Raw genomic sequence first — 18818 nt, 5'->3', positions numbered from 1 at the left:
TGCAACAAAAAATTTTGAAAGTTGGCAGTTTTCTAGTATATTGGAGCTTTTATTGACACTTTCGAGAAGCGTGGGATAGCATGGGCATACCCAACACCTTATTTCCTTTGTAACTCGATGAGTTCGGTTAAATCTATAGCCAGATCCGTGGTTCCCGCACCGCTTCGACAACTGATCGGGAAAGCCCAAACGCGGTATCGTCGATCGATCAAAACCTTAAGATTTCAAGCCCAACAAATTCGATATATTGGCGACAACGTGGTTTGTCCGTGTTGTAACGGGCATTTCCGAGAGTTTCGCACGGCCGGAGTCGGACAGCGACCCAACGCGCAATGTCCCCGGTGTACGGCCATGGAACGCCATCGGTTGTTGTGGTTGTATTTGCAACAACGAACCAATTTATTTACCGATCGCCTGAAAGTCCTCCACATCGCTCCTGAAAAGATTTTCTATCATAAATTCATCGAATTAGACAATCTCGATTATCTCACTGCCGATCTCGATTCTTCGCTGGCGATGGTCAAAATGGATATTACCGATATCCAATACGACGACAACAGCTTCGATGTGGTGTTGTGCAACCACGTCCTCGAACATATCCCGAACGATCGCCAAGCGATGCGGGAGTTGTGTCGCGTCCTCAAACCGGGAGGCTGGGCGATTTTACAAGTTCCTCTCGATCTCGATCGCGACGAAACCTTTGAAGATCCCAGCGTCGAGTCTCCCGAGGAGCGAGAGCGCCTGTTCGGACAAAAAGATCACGTGCGCTGGTACGGGAAAGATTACGCCGATCGCCTACAGGAAGCGGGATTTACCGTGAAAATCGACCCCTTCGTCCGCGAACTCGACGAGGCGATCGTGAAGCGATACGCACTGCTGCCCCACCACGACGTTTACTACTGCACGAAAACCGTATAAGGGAAAGGCTAGGGCAGCTTCGCGCCGCGATAGCGTAACTCGTGTTTGACTTCATGGCGGCGGGCGAATTGCGGAATATCTCCCGCGTGTCCCATAACCATCACAGTATCTCCGGCATCTAACATTTCCGATTGCGGCGGATGGGTGAAAATTTCACCGTTGGGACGACGCAAGGCGACGACGAGAAAAATGCCTTTGCCGCGAACTTCTAATTCGCCGATGGTGCGACCGCGCAATAGGGAGTTTTTGCCGATCGCCAGTTCGGTAAACTGCAAGTTAATTTGAGACAGCAAGTCGTTGAGGGTGCTTCGTCCTTCTTCTTGTTCCAAAAACTCGAAGACAGTGGGATGGGTGATGTAATTGCTCATTTGCAACGCGCCGATTTCGGCCGGGAGAACGATGCGATCGGCACCGGCTAACTGGAGTTTTTTACCGGTTGAGGGCAGTTCCCCCCGTGCGAGAATGGTGAGGTTGGGATTGAGTTCGCGAGCGGTGAGGGTGATGAAGACGTTGAGGGCGTCGTCGGAAAGGACGGTTGCCAAACATTTAGCGCGATCGATCCCCACAGATTTTAAGACTTCTTCATCCGCTGCACTGCCCAAACGGACTAAATAGCCTAACGATTCGGCCAGTGCCATGCGATCGGGGTCGTTATCGACGATCGCGAAAGGTTTTCGGGCTTCGTGGAGCTTTTTCGCCAGAATTTCCCCCATGCGTCCGAACCCGCAGACGATCGAATGGCGTTCTAAGCGTTCGATGCCTTGAGTTTTGCGGCGGGATTCAAAGGCGCGGTTGATTTCTCCTTCTGTCACCATTTGGACAAAGCCTCCAACGATGTAAACGGCTGAAGAGGTTCCCGCCACGATAACGCCGATGGTAAAGAGTTTTTCGGCTGGGGTTTCGAGAGGTTGAACTTCTCCGTAGCCGACGCCGAATATGGTGATGATGACCATATAAATGGCGTCGATGAGTTCCCAGCCAAACAGCACGTAGCCGAAAATGGCGATCGCGATCGTTAACAGAAAAAAGATCGCGCCAGTTAGGATACGCTGAAACGACTCGTGCATGAGATTTTGGCGAAACGCGGGGTTGAAAATCGGGTAGCGATCGACCTATCGATTGTTAGACCGAACTGGCAAAATAATCTGCCACGATTTTGACAATTCGTCGAGACGCTCGGCCGTCGCCGAAGGGATTGGTGGCGTTCGCCATGCGTTGGTACGCCGTCGCATCGGTGAGGAGAGTGGTGGCTTCGCTGAGAATGCGATCGCTCGCCGTTCCGACGAGTTTCGCCGTCCCTGCTTCGATGGCTTCGGGGCGTTCGGTGGTGTCCCGCAACACCAACACCGGTTTTCCCAAAGCCGGGGCTTCTTCCTGCAACCCGCCCGAATCCGTTAGCAGGAGCGTACAGCGAGCGATCGCCCCTACTAAGGCGGTGTAGTCGAGAGGTTCGGTGAGAAAGACGCGATCGCGATCGCCCAAAATGGCTTTGAGGGGTTCGCGGACAGTGGGATTGCGGTGAAGCGGAAGCAACAACGCAGCATCGGGAACCGCATCGAGAACCTTCAGAAATCCCGTGGCGATGGATTCGAGGCGATCGCCCCAATTTTCCCGGCGGTGAACCGTGGCTAGCAACACGCGATATTTAGACCAGTCCAAACCCGGAACCTCGCAACTGGGTTTTTGCTGGGCGATCGACAGCAGGGCATCGATGACTGTATTTCCCGTGTGGTGAATTTGGCCGACGACTCCCGACTTTTGTAAGTTTTCCACCGCGCGAGTCGTGGGGGCGAAATGGAGTTGCGTCAGTTGCGAAATCAGGCGTCGGTTGGCCTCTTCAGGATAGGGATCGTAGAGGCGATCGGTTCGCAGTCCTGCCTCCACGTGACCGAGAGGGATTTGTTGGTAAAACGCTGCCAGTGCTGCGGCGAAGGCAGTGGTCGTGTCGCCTTGAACGATAACGAACTGCGGTCGAAGATCGCAAAAAATCTTTTCCAACCCTTGCAAACTGCCACAGGTAATATCTGTCAGCGTTTGTTTCGGTTTCATGATATCGAGATCGCGATCGGCGTTCAGGTCGAACAGTTGCATCACCTGCTGCACCATTTCTCGATGTTGTCCCGTCAAGATTACGTGCGTTTCAAAGCGCGAGTCGTCTTGAAACTGACGGATAACCGGAGCAAGTTTGATCGCTTCGGGGCGGGTTCCCAAGGTAATACAAACGCGAATAGGCATTATTTACAGCGTCTAGATCGTGGATAGAGAGGCCAAAAAAAGGCAACTCGACAATTTTACGAAAATTTACGGTTTACATTGTCCCCTGCGCTTCAGAGACAATAGATAAGATAGAAGCATATAAAAATTACAGCGAATCATTCGATCGCGTCCCTAAGAGTAATCGCATCTATGACACAGTCTAAGCGTCCCCCCGTTCCGCCGCCCCCGCCCGGAGGAGGTCGTCGCACGCCACCCCCTCGTCCCCCAGGCCCTCCCAAAACCGGACAGCGTCCGCCCGCGCCCCCTCCCCCGCCCGGTGCGACTCGTCCGCCCGCCGCACCCCCTCCCCCGCCCGGTGCGACTCGTCCGCCCGCTGCGCCTCCTGCCCCCGCACCGCCCACTCAGGCAGCCATGCCGCGACGAGGTCCCGGCCCGAGTCCCGGCAACCCGACAATGCGCGAAATCGTCAAACGCGCTGAGGAAGAAGGCCACTCCGACGTTCACGTCGGCGTTGGAGAAGTGCCTCGCTACCGCGCTCGCGGCGACATCGTCCCCACAGAATGGCCCGTTACCGACCTCGACACCTTCATGAGTTGGATGCGGGAACTGATGAGCGACGAGGAAATCCGTCAGTTTCAAGAAAACCTGGATTTCGACGGTGCGGCAGATTTAGGCTTCGTTCGGGTACGGATTAACGCGTTCGATACTTTAGCAGGGCCGGCGATGGTGCTGCGTTTGATCGGTGCTGAGATTTTGACCTTGGAACAGTTGCGGCTTCCCGAGGTCTTCAAAAGCATCAGCTTAGACTATCACAAAGGTTTGATTCTCGTGACCGGGCCGACGGGATCGGGGAAATCGACCACGATGGCGGCGATGATCGACTACATCAACCGCAACCAAGCCTATCACATCATTACTATCGAAGATCCCGTCGAATTCGTTCACAAAAGTCAAAAATCCCTGATCAAACACCGAGAAGTCGGAACGCATACTCTGAAGTTCTTTAACGCTCTCAAGGCGGCGTTGCGGGAAGATCCCGATTTGATCCTTGTGGGGGAAATTCGGGATAAAGAGACGATGAATATCGCGCTCAAAGCTGCTTCGACCGGTCACTTGGTCATGGGAACGCTGCACACCAACAGTGCGGTGAAAACCATCGAACGGGTGATGGGGATGTTCCCACCTGCCGAACAACCGGCGTTTCGCGTGGCGCTGTCGGAGTCCCTCGTGGCGATTATCGCTCAAGGATTGTGTAAAACCACAGACGGAAAGCGAGCGGCGTTCCACGATATTTTGATCGCAACTGATGCCGTGAAGGAATATGTCATTCAAGGCAAACTTGAAGAAATTACTCAAGTGATGTTGCGATCGGAATTTGACGGAATGACGACGATGAACAAAGCCCTGTTCGAGCTTTATCAACAAGGACGCATTACTGAAGAAATCGCTCTCGAGAAGTCGCCAACGCCGAACGAGATGGCGCAGTTCTTGCGCGGTCGCGTTTGAGTCGAGGAGTGAGACAGCAAACACCGCTTCTCCAGTCGTTTAAAGGGTTGGCATTGTTTACCCCTGGAGGAGATTTAGTGTATGCCATCGATACGCAGAAACGCGATCGATGGCACTTACAGCTCTGTATTGCGGTTCAGGAAATTCTCGGACTTCCCGAACCGCCTCATTTCTTGATGCCGTGTTATTGTGCGACGGTCGATCGCTATCTCGATCCGAGAACGCAAGCGGTGCGGACGATCGCCGAAGTCGCCCCAGCCGTTTGGCGATATCGAGCGGTTCTCAATGCGGTGTTCGGACTCGAGGGGGTTCGATGGGGAGTCGAGCCGATACCGATCGAGCTGTGCAACCCGTTAGCACTGGCGGGATATCGCGAGCAGTTCCCGCAGTTGTGGACGAATCACAATGCGATCGTGCGGGTGGATGCGGCGGGTGCAAATTTCTACCCCAGAGAAGGAGAAGTGGAAGCAGAAGCTGAAGGCTATATTTTTCGGTTGTTTCTGCGCGGTGACAGTCCGACGACGGAAGATACGTTAGAGCGATTGCACCGAACGCTCGATCGCGCCTTGGGACATCCGTACACGCTCAAGCTCATCGATGTGTTGAAACATCCCCAGCAAGCGGAGAGCGATCGCGTGTCGGCGACGCCGACGTTAATTCGTGTCTGGCCCGAACCGGTACGTCGCATCGTGGGAGAACTTGACGATCTCGATCGCATTTTAGGGCTGTTGGGAAACCGTTAAAAACGGAAAACCGGGAACCGGGAACCGCGAAGCAGTGGAGACAGTTGACAGTTTCTTCCTTGCTTCCCCTCTTCCCCTCTCCCCCTCTTCCCCTCTCCCCCTCTTCCCCTCTCCCCCTCTTCCCCTCTCCCCCTCTTCCCCTCTCCCCCTCTTCCCCTCTCCCCCTCTTCCCCTCTTCCCCTCTCCCCGGCTCCTCACCTTATCTGGCGTAGGGTCGATCCCGTGTATCCCGTTCCTAGCCAGAGAACGGCGCGAACGCCGTCGCGAAGGGATTTTTCGATCGGTTCTGGGTGGGAATTCGAGGGAATGGGAACGGTACGAAAACTGATATCGCGACTTCCGAGAACGATTTCGCCGATGGTGTAGGCGCGGCGCATATGGTAGTCCGAGGTGATTAGGTAAATCGAATTAATATTGCGAGCTTTTAACTCGTCGACGAGGGTGGTGAAGTTGGTGACGGTATCGACGGCGCGATAGTCGAGATGCAGCCGTTGGAGGTCGATTCCCGCTTCGGTAAAGACCCATTCTGCATATTCGGGATTGCTACCGCCAGAGACCCACACTTGGAGGTTGGGGTGAGATCGGGCGAATTCGGCTGCGAAGACTTCTCGTTCGGGTGCGCCTCCGAGGACGAGGATAGCTTGGGGGAGACGTACGTAACGGTAGTACGTCCGCAGTCCCCACCAACCGACACCCGCCAGTAGCAGCGACGCGATCGCACCGAAAAATGCTCGAGAGAGCTGTCTTTTGACTGTAGAGGAACCGACGCGGCGTCGCTCTTGTCGAATCCTGGGGGTGTTCCTAACCGTTTTGCGATCGCGATGGCAGTCTATCTGCATAAATTGAATGGCTCGTGCTGAGAGGCGATCGCCCTCATCGATCGCGAACAAATGGGGGATGTCTTTAGCATACGATGCGATCGAACCTCTCTCACCATCGTTTTGATAGCTAGCGTTCCGACAGGGGCGTATAGGCGCGATCGCGCTGACCCGAGTAAATCTGGGTCGGTCGGAAAATGCGGTTTTCTTCGAGTTGTTCTTTCCAGTGAGCCAGCCAACCGGCGACGCGGGCGATCGCAAAAATGGGCGTGAACAAATCGGTAGGAATGCCCAACTTGCGATACACCAGCCCCGAATAAAAATCGACGTTGGCGTAAATGCCTTTTGACCCCAAGCGATCTTCGACGATGCGCTCTAATTCCAAAGCGATTTCGTAGTAGCGATCGCCGCCGAACTTGGCGAACAGCTTTTCGGCTAAGTCTTGCAAAATCGTCGCACGGGGGTCTTTCACCTTGTACACTCGGTGACCGAAGCCCATGATTTTCTTTTTGTTCTTCACGCAGTCGTCTACGTAAGCCTCGGCATTTTCCGGCGAACCGATCTGTTCGAGCATTTCGATAACTTCTTCGTTCGCCCCACCATGCAGCGGTCCGCCGAGAGTTCCCACCGCCGAAGCGATGACGGCGTAAGGATCGGTGAGCGTCGATGCCGTTACCATAGCCGAGAACGTCGAAGCGTTCATCGAGTGTTCGGCGTGCAGCGTCAAACACACGTCGAAGACGTGGGCGGCAAGTTCGTCCGGTTCCCGCTCGTTGAGCATATACAGGAAGTTCGCCGCGTAGTCGAGATCGTCGCAAGGCTGAACCGGATCGTTTCCTTTTCGCATCAGTTGGAACGCCGCCACCATCGTCGGAATTTTCGCCAACAGCCGCACGACTGCGTTGCGAATATACGTGGGATCGTCGAGCGCCCGTCGTGAGTAAAACAGACCCAACGCAGCTGCGGAGGCTTGCAGGGCGTCCATCGGATGGCCGCTTTCAGGAAAACATTTCATCATGTCCCGAATGCGGTACTTAATCCGTCGGTGATATCGAATGTCGTGTTCGAAGGCACGCAGCTCGCTTTGACTGGGTAATTCTCCCCAAATAAGCAGGTAAGACGTTTCTAAGAAGCTGCTTTGTTCAGCGAGTTTTTCGATGCGAATACCGCGATATTCGAGTAGTCCTTGTTTCCCATCAATAAAACTGATGCTGGACTTCGCGGCTGGAATGCCTTCTAAACCGGGTCTGTACAGCTCGACCGACATGGCTCTCCCACTGACTGAATAGAAACGATACTCAGGCTAACTTACCAGAAACTCGGGCAGTGTGTGTTGTTTTACAGAAAATTTCTAGAAACCCAATCTTTTAGGATACTCGATCTCGACGGAGATAGGGAGGTTTTTTACAGTCACTCGTCGCCAGTTCAGAGATGGGGAGGTGATGAGGCTCAGTGATGCAGAAAACTTTTCGAGATCGGGGATTGACAAAACACATAAAATCTGTTTTGGAATTCAAGCCAGATCCCTGGCATCTCCAAGATGCCGGGGATCTCCGGCAGCCATTTACCGATCCGGGATTTTACGGCCAACCCTTTAATATGGGGTTTTTACAGTCACTCGTCGCCAGTTCAGAGATGGGGAGGTGATGAGATGAGGAGAAACGATTTCCTGTGAACTGTTTTCGTTGCTCGCTGTCAATGTTGGGCGAGATTTTTTTTCGATTGCTGGGGAGGTGTATGAGCTGGAGGTTTGTCGCTAGGTGCATTGTTGTAAGCTGGCTCTTCGTAGATAGGCTCTTCGTATGTCGGCTCGGGTTCTTCGTAGATAGGCTCTTCGTATGTCGGTTCGGGTTCGGGAATCGTGGACTCGACGGGATCGGGGGGTGGGGGAAGTGGCGGAGGTGCGACATCTCGAGACCCTTCGTCGGCGATGTTGGCGCGGATGTTAAACTCTTCGAGATCGGTTTGGTAGGTGGCGTCTCGGGCGGTTTCTAGGGCAGCGCGATCGGCGGCTTCGTTACCACTCGATTGGATGACTTCGTATTCGTATTCGCCGCGATCGTTGCGACGGGCGCGAATGACTGCATCTCGCTCGATCGCCTCGGAATCGTTATCTTCGTAGCGTCCTCGACATCCACTGACACAGGTTGTGTCGGAACCGTCGTCTCCGTCGTTGCTGGGAGCCGGTGGCGGTGGGGTGCGATCGCCCTCGGGTTCGGGGTTGGAGGGGGCGGGTTCTCTCGGGTCTTCCTCGACTTCATCGGTGGATTCTGGATCGCCTTCGCCTGCACCGCCGCCGCTGTCAGAATCGCCACTGTCAGAATCGCCACTGTCAGAATCGCCACTGTCAGAATCGCCACTGTCAGGACTGTCTGGCGTCGAACCGTCTGACGAGGGAGAGCTTGCGGGCGGGTTTTCGTCCTCTGAGGTGGGGCGAGTGTCGTCTTCGATCGCGAGACCGGGTTTTGAGCTGTCGTCTGAGGTACTGTCAGCGGCGGACGATGTTGGAGTCGTCGAGTTGGCTTCTGGTGTAGAGGGAGAGCTTGAGGGCGATCGCGCGTCGGTAGAATCGATCTCTCTCGTCTGGGATCGCGCGAGGGAAGTTCCGCCAGAGGATTCGACGGGTGGGTTTTGTGTCGGGCGATCGGAAGGGGAGTCGGTGGGGGCGTCTAGTGTCGGGGAAGCGGTGCGATCGAGAACGATAATTTCGACAGGGTCGTTGCGATCGATCTCCGATCGCGATCGCATCCACCAGAACGAAAGTACTGCGAACACGACACCGTGAAAGAGTAACGATCCGCTCAAACCGTACAGCAAAATTTTCTTGTGGAGCGTGCGTTTTTTTGAATAAAAATCCTGAGTGACTTCGCTCATATTTTCAAATTGTTTTGAGTGGCTTGATTTTTTGAATATCGATTTGAAAACAAGTCGATCTAAATCGTCAGCCTGGCTTTCTTTGCCGAACGAAGGGGGTAAACCTGCAATCCAACTGGTGTAGAAATAACACTCGCTTCGACACCAAACACTAATTTAATGTTGTCTGGCGTCAGAACTTCACTCGAACTTCCCACTTCGACAAGTCGGCCGTCTTTGACGAGGGCGATGCGATGGCTGTAGCGAGCGGCTAAGTTAATATCGTGAAGGACTGTCACGACGGACAAGCCCTGTTTTCGGTTCAGAGAGTCGAGCAAATCTAACAGTTCGAGTTGATAACAAATATCGAGGAAGGTCGTCGGTTCGTCGAGCAACAAAATTTGAGGATTTTGTGCTAACGCCAAAGCGAGAAACGCCCGCTGTCGTTCCCCTCCCGACAAGGCGGAGACGGCGCGATCGGCGAAGGGAGCAATTTGGGTATACCGCATCGCCAGTTCGACCCAATAGCGATCGTCTTGGCTGAGATCCCAATGCCACCAGGGTTGGTGGGGCGATCGGCCCGCACTCACGAGCTGACGCACCGTCATTTCCTCGGGAAGTTCGGCTTGTTGTTGGGGTAAAAACGCGATCTGCTGTGCGATTTGTCGCGGTGTTAACTGCTCGATCGCCTTTCCGTCGAGCAAGATCGCGCCCCGTTCGGGTTCGAGAAGACGGCTCAACAACCGCAGGAGCGTCGATTTTCCCGAGCCGTTCGCTCCCAAAATCGCGAGCCATTCTCCCGGCGTGACGGTCAGCGAGATATCTCGGACAACTGGATGGTTAGAATATCCTCCAGTGAGCTGTCGGGTCGCAATTGACATTACAAAAATCCCGATCGAGAAAGTGGGAAGACCTTTGAGTTTACCGTTAGGAAAACCACTCGGTCTATCGTAATAGGTTTTGAGATAAGTCTATTGTGAAAGGCGCGGTCGGAACCTGTCAATTGCATTGGATTTTGTTAGCTTGAGTTTGAAAGAGCGTCAAACTTCGAGACTTGGCAGGAGAAACGTCGAAATCTAAATTTGTAACGAATTGTAAATTCATTCGGATATTGCCGAACGGCGTTCTCGAGAGAACCCTTTTCGTGGTACAGTATAGCGAGTCGGTTCTGGTGGGGGTCAGCCACCAGAGGTAACGGGGAAAGTTCGGTGAAAATCCGGCGCTGTCCCGCAACTGTAAGGAGATGCAAGTCTCTAAGTCAGGATGCCCGCCGCCTACAACGTAGCTTTGACAAGCATCTGCGAGGTACAGATGGAAGTGAATTCGAGTCTTTTTCGGTTTTTAATGCTTCGCTGGGAGTCCCAGCACTCGCGAACTCTTGAAACTGCCAAGTGTCGGTCGTTTCGGATGGCAACGCCTCGAAAAAATTGCTAAGTCGCACTGGTCGGTTTAACGTCTAAAAGTATCGTTAGCAGTGCCTTCTTCTCGGGCAAAAGATTGCGTCTGAGAGAGCGAGCGATCGCTCTTTTATAGGCGGCGAACTCTGTTTTGTTTGAATTGTTGTAACCCAGATTAACGGTCGATCGTCCGATCGATCGCTCGTTTTTGTTAATAAAAAAATGTCGAAACCTATCCGTTCGATCTCTCCAATTTCTCTTCATTTTCTGAGTGCGAGTACTGCGATCGGAGCCATGTTCGCCTTCAGTCAGCTTGCAGTACTCGCGTTGGAAAAATCTGTCGAGTCGCCGAAACAAGGTTCGGTATCGTCAGAGATAGCATCGGAATCTTCGAGATCGAAACTCAAAGTGCGATCGCAGGATCTCGACTCCGAGGGAGTGGAAACCCAACGGATGGAGATCGATCGCGATCCGTCAAACCTGACGTTACATCTGGCTCAAACCCCGGAATCCGAGATGGAACCCGAGACAGAATCCGAGACGGAACCCGAGACGGAAGAAACCGACGCCGAAGAAGAGATTCCCGAAGTCGAAATCTACATCGATCGCATTCTCACGCAACCGGTGTTTGCACCGTTTCGCCTCGAAGGAACCCTGCAAGATTCCTCTCGTCCGGTGTACGTGGTTCCCCGCGAACAAATCGAAATCCAGAACGCCGTCACCGTACAGGAAGCCTTACGTTTCGTTCCCGGCGTTCTCAGCGACGGAACCTCTGGCGGACAGCTGGGGGCGACGAGTGCTCAGTTTATCCGAGGGGGGGATTCTTCCCAAACCTTAATTCTCCTCAACGGACGCCCCCTCAACGATTTAGGATTTGGCGATTTCGACTTATCCACGTTCACCACCGACTTCGTGGAGCGTTTGGAAGTCGTTCCCGGTGGAAGTTCGACGCTGTACGGTTCCGGTGGCGTGGGGGGAACCATCAACATCGTCAGCCAAGAGCCGACAGAGGAGCCTCAATTTAGCGTTCGCGGCGGGTTTGGGAGTTTCGGCTACAACCAGCAAAGCGTTCGCAGCAGCGGAACCGTTGGTGATTTCGGTTGGGTTGTCGGCTACAACCGAACCTATTCCGAAAATGATTTTCCCTTCGAACTCGAATCGATCGCCTTCGACGGAACCCGCGACAACGCCGAAGTCAACTATAACAACGTCGATGTCAAACTGACCGCCGACATTGGCGATCGCAACCGTTTGACCTTTACCGGGTTGTATCTCTCCCGCGATTTAGGAATTCCTGGCGGCGTTCCCACCGACGCCGGAAGCCTCGGACAGTTCAACAGTCTGACGCCAGACGCTCAGCAGTACACGGAAAACTGGCTGTTCGATTTATTGTGGGAATCGGAACTCAACGGTGACGGCGACTCCTTACTCACTGCTCGCGTCTACACCGACGTTCTCGACTATACCTTCCGCAATCCCAACACCACCCGCGACGAAATCGATCGCACCGCCTTCGGCTTCCAACTCCAGCATAGCTGGCAACTCGCCGACGCTCACAATTTAACTTACGGCGCAGATTTTCGCACGACTAACTCTGAAAATAACACCTTTAGTTTCTTCACGGGGGAAAGTCAAGAAAACTACGACGACAACATCGACCAAGGTGCGCTTTTTGCCCGCTACGAAGTCGATATTACCCCCGATTTCACCGCTCACGTCGGCGTTCGTCAGGACTTCAACAGTCTCGAGAACGGTTCATTTACGTCTCCCAGTGCGGGGGTGTTGTGGCGAGTGACAGATTCGACCCGTCTGCGAGCGAACTACGCCAGAAGTTTCAACGCACCTTTAATTTCAGAACTAGAAGGTTTAGCCTCCTTCAACGTAGAAGGAAATCCCGACTTACGACCGGAACGGGGTAACAGTTTCGATATCGGACTCGACCAAGAAATTGGCGATTTCGGACTGTTTCGGTTAACTTTTTTCCTCAACCACATTTCCGAATTGGTGGCATTTGAATTCGGTTCGCCCACGAGTACCTATACAAATATCGGAAAAGTAGAAACCATCGGTCTCGAAGCAGATTTAAATATCAAGCTCGCTGAAAACTTCTTTGCGTTCGCTAATTTGACCTTGAACGATACGCGAATCCTCGAAGACCAAAACGAACGTATTGAAGGCAACGATTTGAGTTTTCGCGATGGCGACAGTTTCAATTTAGGCGTCGCTTACGCTCGTCCCAACGGGTTTTACACCGGTGTTTTCCTCCATCATATCAGCGAGGTATTTGTGGATAACGCTAATACGGAAACCTTGAGCGGTTATACCACTGTCGATCTAAAAGCTCAAATTCCCTTTGGCGAGAACGTACAACTCAACGCCAGTTTGAACAATTTGTTTGACGAACAGTACGAAGCCTTTCCAGGGTTTCCGGGGTTGAGTCGGAACTTTCAAGCGAATTTGAGAGTGACGTTTTAGGATTTGGCAGGGTGCGCGTAGGGTGTGTCAGAGGGAAAACCGATAACTGTTCGGATTTCACCGTTAAAGCTGACGCACCTTTGAGGGTGTATTTTATCTAGAAGATCCCCGGAATCTTGGAGATTCCGGGGATCTAGAGCGCAACTCCTAAATGGAAACTCGAACAGCAGTTATTGTAATGTTGGGTTTCGCTTTCGCTCCACACAACTTACCCAAAATCTACTAAAGCTGACTCACCTTTGAGGGTGTATTTTATCTAGAAGATCCCCGGAATCTCCAAGATTCCGGGGATCTAGAGTGTAGGCGTACCAACCAGCGGTGAGTTTACCGTCAACGAATTCCGCTTGCTGGAGGATTTCGCCGATGCGGTGTAACTCTTCGGGAGACAGAAAGTTAGGAATCGTAAAAATCACGATCGCAGCCTTGGAAAATTGAGACTTCTGACGGTGGAAATTGCACAGACAACATTATCCTAGGGGAGAACCAATTCGCCCCCAAACGGAAATAAACTGTTCAATTCCACTTCCGACACCAAACCGAACACCTCCGAGGGCGTTTTCACTGGAGATTCCGGCGAAATTGCCGACGGCCAGGCGGTTTTCAGTTCCTCGAACGTGGCGGCGATGGCCGCAGCGATCGCTGGTGTCGATTTGGTCGGCGACCTGTTGGAACAGCATATCAGCATATTGACGCTCTCCCCCCAACCCTAGCGGGTATGGTCGGAGATTCCTGTTTCACTGGCTCATGCCTAGATAAACGAGCCAGCCCGAATACCCCCGGTCAGAACGCCTTCACAGGCTGTTTGTTTAACGTCCACGATGCGCCCCACCGCAGACCTAAGCGAGAATCAAATTCTCTTGACAACACCAACTGGCGATTTTGTGGTTTACCTCCACCACGGGTTTTTCGGGTGTTGCGAACCATACCCTTAGGATCTTAAAGGGAACCTCGAAAAATTCATTATTTGAGTTCAAAATAAAAAAATAAAATGGTCTTTCACATCTCGAAGACCATCTTTTTTATTCTTCTATATTAAGAGGTATTTTCTTGAGAAAAATCATCTATTTTAGAAGTTTTAGAACGAGAATATTCTGTTATTCTTTTTGAGTTTCCCAGAATATATATCGACGGATATTGTAGGCTAGATTTTTCAAGCCAATGTTGGCGTTAGCTCTAATCTTTCCAATTGAACGTAGAAGTTTTCCGCCCATGCTCATCACCCAAGCCCCAAAGACGTGTTCGACCTTAGCCCGGATTTTTGATTTTTGACGATTATTTGACTTTTGCTCTTCACTTAAAGGCTTATTTCTGTAAGCTCTTTCGTGAATTTTACTGTCAAATTCAAGCTGCTCTAAAACCCATTCAATATCTTCACTTCGATAAGCACTATCACCCCAAATTCGATCGTCTAAATTCTCACCATCGATAATTTTACCTAATGCTTTTGAGTCATGAACTGATGCATCTGTTACATGATAACTTCGGACAAAACCAAATTTTACATCGATGCTAATATGATTTTTATATCCATAGTAACTTTGTCCATTCTTTTTAGTCCAACGAGCGTCAAGGTCTTTTTGGGAAAGGCGATGGGGATTTTTTTCCCATCCTTCTGGAGTTTCTCCTTGGCGAATTTTATCATTCTCTTCCTGGCTATTTCTTTGTTTAGGGACTGGCACGAGAGTCGCATCTACAATTTGCCCTTCCTCAGCTTCATATCCTCGATCTCGCAGATAGTCGTCAAATCGATTAAATAGCTCTTCAATTAATCCGTGTTGGGTGAGTTGTTCTCGAAAAAGCCGGCTCTTCGGAGTTTAGGGTGACAGAAAAACTAACTTCACGAGATTTCAAGGGTTTTGGCTCTCGAATTCTCAATTTTTTGTATTATGGTATACATTTATAACCACAAACTCCGAAGACCCAAAAAGCCAAACCGTTTTTGCATCCGGAATTGAGTCTTCAAGACCGAGATGGAGAAATTTCATAAAGGATAATCGATCGTTGGCTTGATATTCTAATTCATCATCGCCAAGATTAAAGAGTTTTTGTAACACAATTAATTTGAACATTAAGATTGTATCCAAGGGTTTACGACCTGCATTACTGAGGCGAGGCTTTTGATGAATTACTTTGAGGATTGGACGAAATTCTTCCCAGGGTATCAATTCATCAATCTGGTCAAGCAAGATTTTTTATTGCTTAGCTTAGCATGGCGATTTTCCCAATCCCAAAAACCTTTTTGACCCATGGCATTATCCTTGATTTGTACTGTTTAATTATCTCATGATTTGAGTCCAATAGTCAATTAATAGAGATGCCCTAAAGACCGTTTCCGGTAAGGCAATTTTACCAGTTTGTTCGTTTCGGCGCTATCCCCTTCTCTCGCTATCGCATTGTTCAGGGGATGCACCGAAACTCACCGCCGCTTCACCACCAACCAAGCCTATTGGCTATGGTTGGAGCGCTGCGACGAATCTTGGTAGACGGGTGCATCTCAGTTTTGCAAAAACATGAGAATTGGAGGCTGAAATCCTTATTCTCTCGTATAGATTTACATTTTTGAGATGCACCCTGGTAGACGAAGCCTCTCGAATCCTGATATTCGATCGCCTCGACAATTTGACCGTCTACGATCGCTGCTTCGTATTCTTCCGCCGCCGTTCTCAGCAAGTAGTTAATAACCTCGAGAACTTAATTCCAAGCAGTCAAACAGCAAAAACAAACGTTTTATTGAATATTCCAGCATTTGAGACACAGATACCATATCAGTTCTTGAGGGTGCATCTCACTTTTGTTATCGAAACTCCACCCATCCTCCCCGCGAGATCGGGGAGGTGCCGAAGGACGTTCGGCGAGTTCAGTCGAGCCGTCGAGTCGCTGAACGCTCACCGTCGAAGCCTCAGTCGAGGTGCGGAGGGGTCATTCTACCAACTTGAGATTCCCCGTTCTTGACGACCTCAGAACCACAAGTTAACCTATGGAGAAATATAGAAAAATACCGTCGAATATTTTGGCATCATGAATAAGACAAAATCGCTTTCAAAAATTTTGCAAAAACCCAGATTTTTTTATCGGCTGGCTCTAGAAGTTGGCTATGTAAATTTTGTATATCGTTATTTATTTCGAGGGCTTTATAAAATTACAAACACTAGCCAAAAAATGAAGCTTTTTAATGATGTGGAAATAACACTGCCTTCGGATAGTCGATTCGGTACAGAGCTTTTTCTAAAAAGAAGTCAGCTCGATTGGGGTAGTGAGGCTTTATTACTTCGTTTTTTAGAATCTGATAAAAGCTTCATTGATATCGGAGCTAATATCGGATATTATAGCTTACTTGCAGCCCCTATTTCTAATACGGTTTACGCATTTGAACCCGATCCAAGAGTTGCCAAACATCTAGAAAACAATCTTTCTCAGTTTCAAAACTGTTATGTAATTAGAGAGGCACTCTATTCTAAGCTGGGGACAATGAAACTCAACTTGCATTCGTCTTCTGAGCTGAGTTCTCTGGTCAGAACAAATCTTCAAGATAACCAAACGGTAGTTGTTAAGCTGAACACTCTAGATAATTTAATGTTGGAATACCCTTCTCTAAAAGTTTCAGGTATTAAAACAGATGCTGAGGGGGCAGATCTTGATATTTTATTAGGTGGCAAGAATCTTCTCATGCGCGATCGACCTTTGGTATTATCAGAAGCATATCCAGATTCAAGGCTGCTCAGGTTTATCGAATCGATCGGGTTTTCCTGTTTTTGTTTTGCCAAGCCTAAAGATAAATTTCATCTTCCCGCAAAATTCATAAAGATTGAGAAGCAACCTGTCAATTACCGTATCAAAATGATTTTCTTAGTTCCTTCTCGACTCTTGCCAGAATTTGAAAAATTGGCATACGATCTAAAACAGTAACTTCAGAACGGGTGCATCTCAATTTCGTAGAACGACCCCTCCGCGCCTCGACTGAGCGCTCGCCGAATGTCCTTCGGCACCTCCCCGATCTCGCGGGGAGGATGGGTGGGGTTCCGGGTGCAAAAGTGAGATGCACCCTTCAGAACTACCATAAAAAACGGGAAAGCCCATCGACTTTCCCGAAAAGAGGAGTTATCCGGTTTTGAGAGAAGAGACTTAACGATTCAAGCAGGCGGCCAAATCTTCATCCGGCGTCGTAATCTTCTGCAAATGGTAGGTTTGCGACAACAACTCGAACACCTTGGGCGAGATAAACGCCGGAAGCGTCGGACCGAGGCGGATGTTTTGAATGCCCAAATACAGCAGCGTCAGGAGAATCGAAACCGCTTTCTGTTCGTACCAGGACAACACCATCGACAGGGGTAACTGGTTCACATCCGTATCGAACGCGTTCGCCAACGCCAGGGCGATTTGAATGGCGGAGTAGGCGTCGTTACACTGTCCCACGTCCATCAGTCGGGGGATTCCGCCGATGTCGCCCAAATCTTTATCGAAGAAGCGGAACTTCCCGCAAGCCAGGGTCAACACCACGCAGTCGTCGGGAACGCGTTCGACGAACTCCGTATAATATCCCCGTTCGGTTTTGGCTCCGTCGCAACCGCCTACGAGGAAGAAATGGCGGATTTTGCCTTGTTTTACTGCTTCGATGACAGTATCGGCGACGCTGAGAACCGCGTTTCGGGCGAATCCGGTGGTGACGGTTTTAATGTCGGCAGCTTTTTCAGTAAAGCCAGCCATCGCTGAGGCGATATGGATGACGGGGGTTAAATCCTGCCGTTGTAGGTGTTTGAGGTCGGGATAGCCCACCGCCCCCAAAGTAAACACGCGATCGCGATAACTGGATTTCGGCGGCATCAAGCAGTTCGTCGTCATGACGATGGGGCCGGGAAACTCGTTAAATTCGCGAGTTTGGTTTTGCCACGCCGTCCCGTAATGACCGTACAGATGGGGATATTTCTGTTTTAGTTTCGGGTAGCCGTGGGCGGGTAACAGTTCGCCGTGGGTGTAAACGTCGATGCCTTTTCCGGCGGTTTGTTGCAGCAAGGCTTCGACATCGGCTAAGTCGTGACCGGAAATCAGAATCGCTTTTCCGGGGCGAGGCGTGATGGGAACCTGCGTCGGAACGGGATGTCCGTAGGTTTCGGTGTTGGCGGCGTCGAGGATTTCCATGGCCACCAGGTTGATTTCACCGAGTTTTAAGGCAATCTGTACCCAATCGTTGAGGTCGAGGTCGCGGCGTCCGAGGGCAGCTAGGGCATCGTAGAAGAAATCGTACACGCGATCGTCGTGGTAGCCCAATTCGGCGGCGTGGTGAGCGTAGGCGGCGATGCCTTTCAAGCCGTAGAGAACGGTGAGTTTCAGGGAGAAGACATCCACATCGCCAGTTCCTTGGCTGATGAAGTTGTATTCGGCGTCTTTGCCCTGTTGGACGAGTTTTTCAAGGCTGTCGGCGGGTTGGAAAATCGCCACGTCCGACCATTCTAAGTCTGCTGGAAGTACGGTTTTGAGGGAGTCGCGGAGTTCGACGGTTTCTCGAATGTATTCGATAAAGCGATCTTCGTCGAAGTTGACGTTGGTGAGGGTGGCGAAAAGGGCTTCGCAGGCGAAATGTCCGGCTTTGGCTTGTCGAACGCCGTGGCGATATGCGGTGACGGCGACTTCGGCTAATCCCCGCAGGGCGTGGGTGAGGAGGTCTTGCAGGGCGTCTACGTCGGGGCTTTTTCCGCAAGCTCCCCAGATAAAGCAACCTTCGCCTCGGGTGGTTTGTTCGCATTGGGTACAGAACACGGTTTTTGTCTCCTCTCGTTCGGTCTATGCTTACTCTACGAAGTGGAGACCTGGGGCGTCTTTGACTTAAATCAAGAGACTGAATTTTCTTAGAAACCCGAGTTCTGTGAAGCGTGAAGAAACAGTTCGCGGTCTAC

The 18818-nt window shown here is 51.1% G+C and carries 16 protein-coding genes, 1 pseudogene and 1 riboswitch; of the genes and pseudogenes, 5 read left to right on the top strand and 12 right to left on the bottom strand.

Features of this window, described 5'->3' with window-relative positions:
- Positions 1 to 117 precede the first annotated feature (117 nt).
- On the top strand, positions 118 to 918 hold the full coding sequence (locus tag GEI7105_RS0101515; protein WP_071591937.1) for a class I SAM-dependent methyltransferase: 801 nt from the start codon (positions 118 to 120) through the stop codon (positions 916 to 918).
- An 8-nt stretch (positions 919 to 926) separates the two neighbouring features.
- Here GEI7105_RS0101515 and GEI7105_RS0101510 read toward each other — a convergent pair whose 3' ends face one another.
- Positions 927 to 1985 carry a potassium channel family protein gene (locus GEI7105_RS0101510; protein ID WP_017658725.1) on the bottom strand — a complete coding sequence of 353 codons (1059 nt, stop codon included), beginning with the start codon at positions 1983 to 1985 and terminating at the stop codon, positions 927 to 929.
- 55 nt (positions 1986 to 2040) lie between these two features.
- Positions 2041 to 3153: a non-hydrolyzing UDP-N-acetylglucosamine 2-epimerase gene (gene wecB / locus GEI7105_RS0101505; RefSeq protein ID WP_017658724.1), complete on the bottom strand. Its 1113-nt coding sequence runs from the start codon at positions 3151 to 3153 to the stop codon at positions 2041 to 2043.
- A gap of 171 nt (positions 3154 to 3324) precedes the next feature.
- On the opposite strand from wecB, the gene GEI7105_RS0101500 reads away from it, so the two are divergent.
- Positions 3325 to 4641 carry a type IV pilus twitching motility protein PilT gene (locus GEI7105_RS0101500; protein ID WP_026097348.1) on the top strand — a complete coding sequence of 439 codons (1317 nt, stop codon included), beginning with the start codon at positions 3325 to 3327 and terminating at the stop codon, positions 4639 to 4641.
- Positions 4642 to 4649: 8 nt separating this feature from the next.
- Entirely contained in the window at positions 4650 to 5384 is a 735-nt protein-coding gene (locus GEI7105_RS0101495) for a circadian clock KaiB family protein (RefSeq protein WP_026097347.1), read from the top strand.
- A 194-nt stretch (positions 5385 to 5578) separates the two neighbouring features.
- Here GEI7105_RS0101495 and GEI7105_RS0101485 read toward each other — a convergent pair whose 3' ends face one another.
- The 4 genes from GEI7105_RS0101485 to GEI7105_RS0101470 form a co-directional block, all read right to left on the bottom strand.
- A complete protein-coding gene (locus tag GEI7105_RS0101485) occupies positions 5579 to 6274 on the bottom strand; it encodes a YdcF family protein (protein WP_017658720.1) in 696 nt (231 codons plus the stop codon).
- Positions 6275 to 6332: 58 nt separating this feature from the next.
- Positions 6333 to 7469 carry a citrate synthase gene (locus tag GEI7105_RS0101480; protein WP_017658719.1) on the bottom strand — a complete coding sequence of 379 codons (1137 nt, stop codon included), beginning with the start codon at positions 7467 to 7469 and terminating at the stop codon, positions 6333 to 6335.
- Between the two features lie 428 nt (positions 7470 to 7897).
- A complete protein-coding gene (locus GEI7105_RS0101475) occupies positions 7898 to 9076 on the bottom strand; it encodes a hypothetical protein (protein WP_020480341.1) in 1179 nt (392 codons plus the stop codon).
- Between the two features lie 59 nt (positions 9077 to 9135).
- Positions 9136 to 9936 carry an ABC transporter ATP-binding protein gene (locus tag GEI7105_RS0101470; RefSeq protein WP_017658718.1) on the bottom strand — a complete coding sequence of 267 codons (801 nt, stop codon included), beginning with the start codon at positions 9934 to 9936 and terminating at the stop codon, positions 9136 to 9138.
- 265 nt (positions 9937 to 10201) lie between these two features.
- Positions 10202 to 10344: riboswitch (cobalamin riboswitch) on the top strand.
- A gap of 330 nt (positions 10345 to 10674) precedes the next feature.
- Between GEI7105_RS0101470 and GEI7105_RS0101455 the strand changes: the two genes are divergently transcribed.
- Complete coding sequence (locus GEI7105_RS0101455) at positions 10675 to 12927, top strand: TonB-dependent receptor (protein ID WP_144053629.1); 2253 nt, start codon at positions 10675 to 10677, stop codon at positions 12925 to 12927.
- A gap of 233 nt (positions 12928 to 13160) precedes the next feature.
- Here the strand turns inward: GEI7105_RS0101455 and GEI7105_RS38955 are convergent, their stop codons facing one another.
- The 5 genes and pseudogenes from GEI7105_RS38955 to GEI7105_RS41325 all read right to left on the bottom strand — a co-directional run.
- Positions 13161 to 13340 carry a hypothetical protein gene (locus GEI7105_RS38955; RefSeq protein ID WP_017658714.1) on the bottom strand — a complete coding sequence of 60 codons (180 nt, stop codon included), beginning with the start codon at positions 13338 to 13340 and terminating at the stop codon, positions 13161 to 13163.
- A 59-nt stretch (positions 13341 to 13399) separates the two neighbouring features.
- Positions 13400 to 13612: a 4-helix bundle domain-containing protein gene (locus GEI7105_RS0101445; RefSeq protein WP_144053628.1), complete on the bottom strand. Its 213-nt coding sequence runs from the start codon at positions 13610 to 13612 to the stop codon at positions 13400 to 13402.
- Positions 13613 to 14021: 409 nt separating this feature from the next.
- Entirely contained in the window at positions 14022 to 14693 is a 672-nt protein-coding gene (locus GEI7105_RS41205) for an IS5 family transposase (protein ID WP_245555356.1), read from the bottom strand.
- Between the two features lie 105 nt (positions 14694 to 14798).
- Complete coding sequence (locus GEI7105_RS41200) at positions 14799 to 15113, bottom strand: IS5 family transposase (protein ID WP_017658711.1); 315 nt, start codon at positions 15111 to 15113, stop codon at positions 14799 to 14801.
- A gap of 370 nt (positions 15114 to 15483) precedes the next feature.
- Positions 15484 to 15606: pseudogene (locus GEI7105_RS41325) on the bottom strand (4-helix bundle domain-containing protein); the annotation flags it as partial.
- Between the two features lie 339 nt (positions 15607 to 15945).
- On the opposite strand from GEI7105_RS41325, the gene GEI7105_RS0101430 reads away from it, so the two are divergent.
- Positions 15946 to 16833, top strand: a complete 888-nt coding sequence (locus tag GEI7105_RS0101430) for an FkbM family methyltransferase (protein WP_051044104.1) — start codon at positions 15946 to 15948, stop codon at positions 16831 to 16833.
- A gap of 216 nt (positions 16834 to 17049) precedes the next feature.
- Here GEI7105_RS0101430 and hcp read toward each other — a convergent pair whose 3' ends face one another.
- On the bottom strand, positions 17050 to 18681 hold the full coding sequence (hcp, locus tag GEI7105_RS0101425) for a hydroxylamine reductase (RefSeq protein ID WP_017658709.1): 1632 nt from the start codon (positions 18679 to 18681) through the stop codon (positions 17050 to 17052).
- Positions 18682 to 18818: the final 137 nt, after the last annotated feature.

Origin of the sequence: Baaleninema simplex PCC 7105 (assembly GCF_000332355.1) — a bacterium.
Classification (GTDB): domain Bacteria; phylum Cyanobacteriota; class Cyanobacteriia; order Cyanobacteriales; family Geitlerinemataceae; genus Baaleninema; species Baaleninema simplex.
This window is presented reverse-complemented; position numbering and strand designations above follow the sequence as displayed.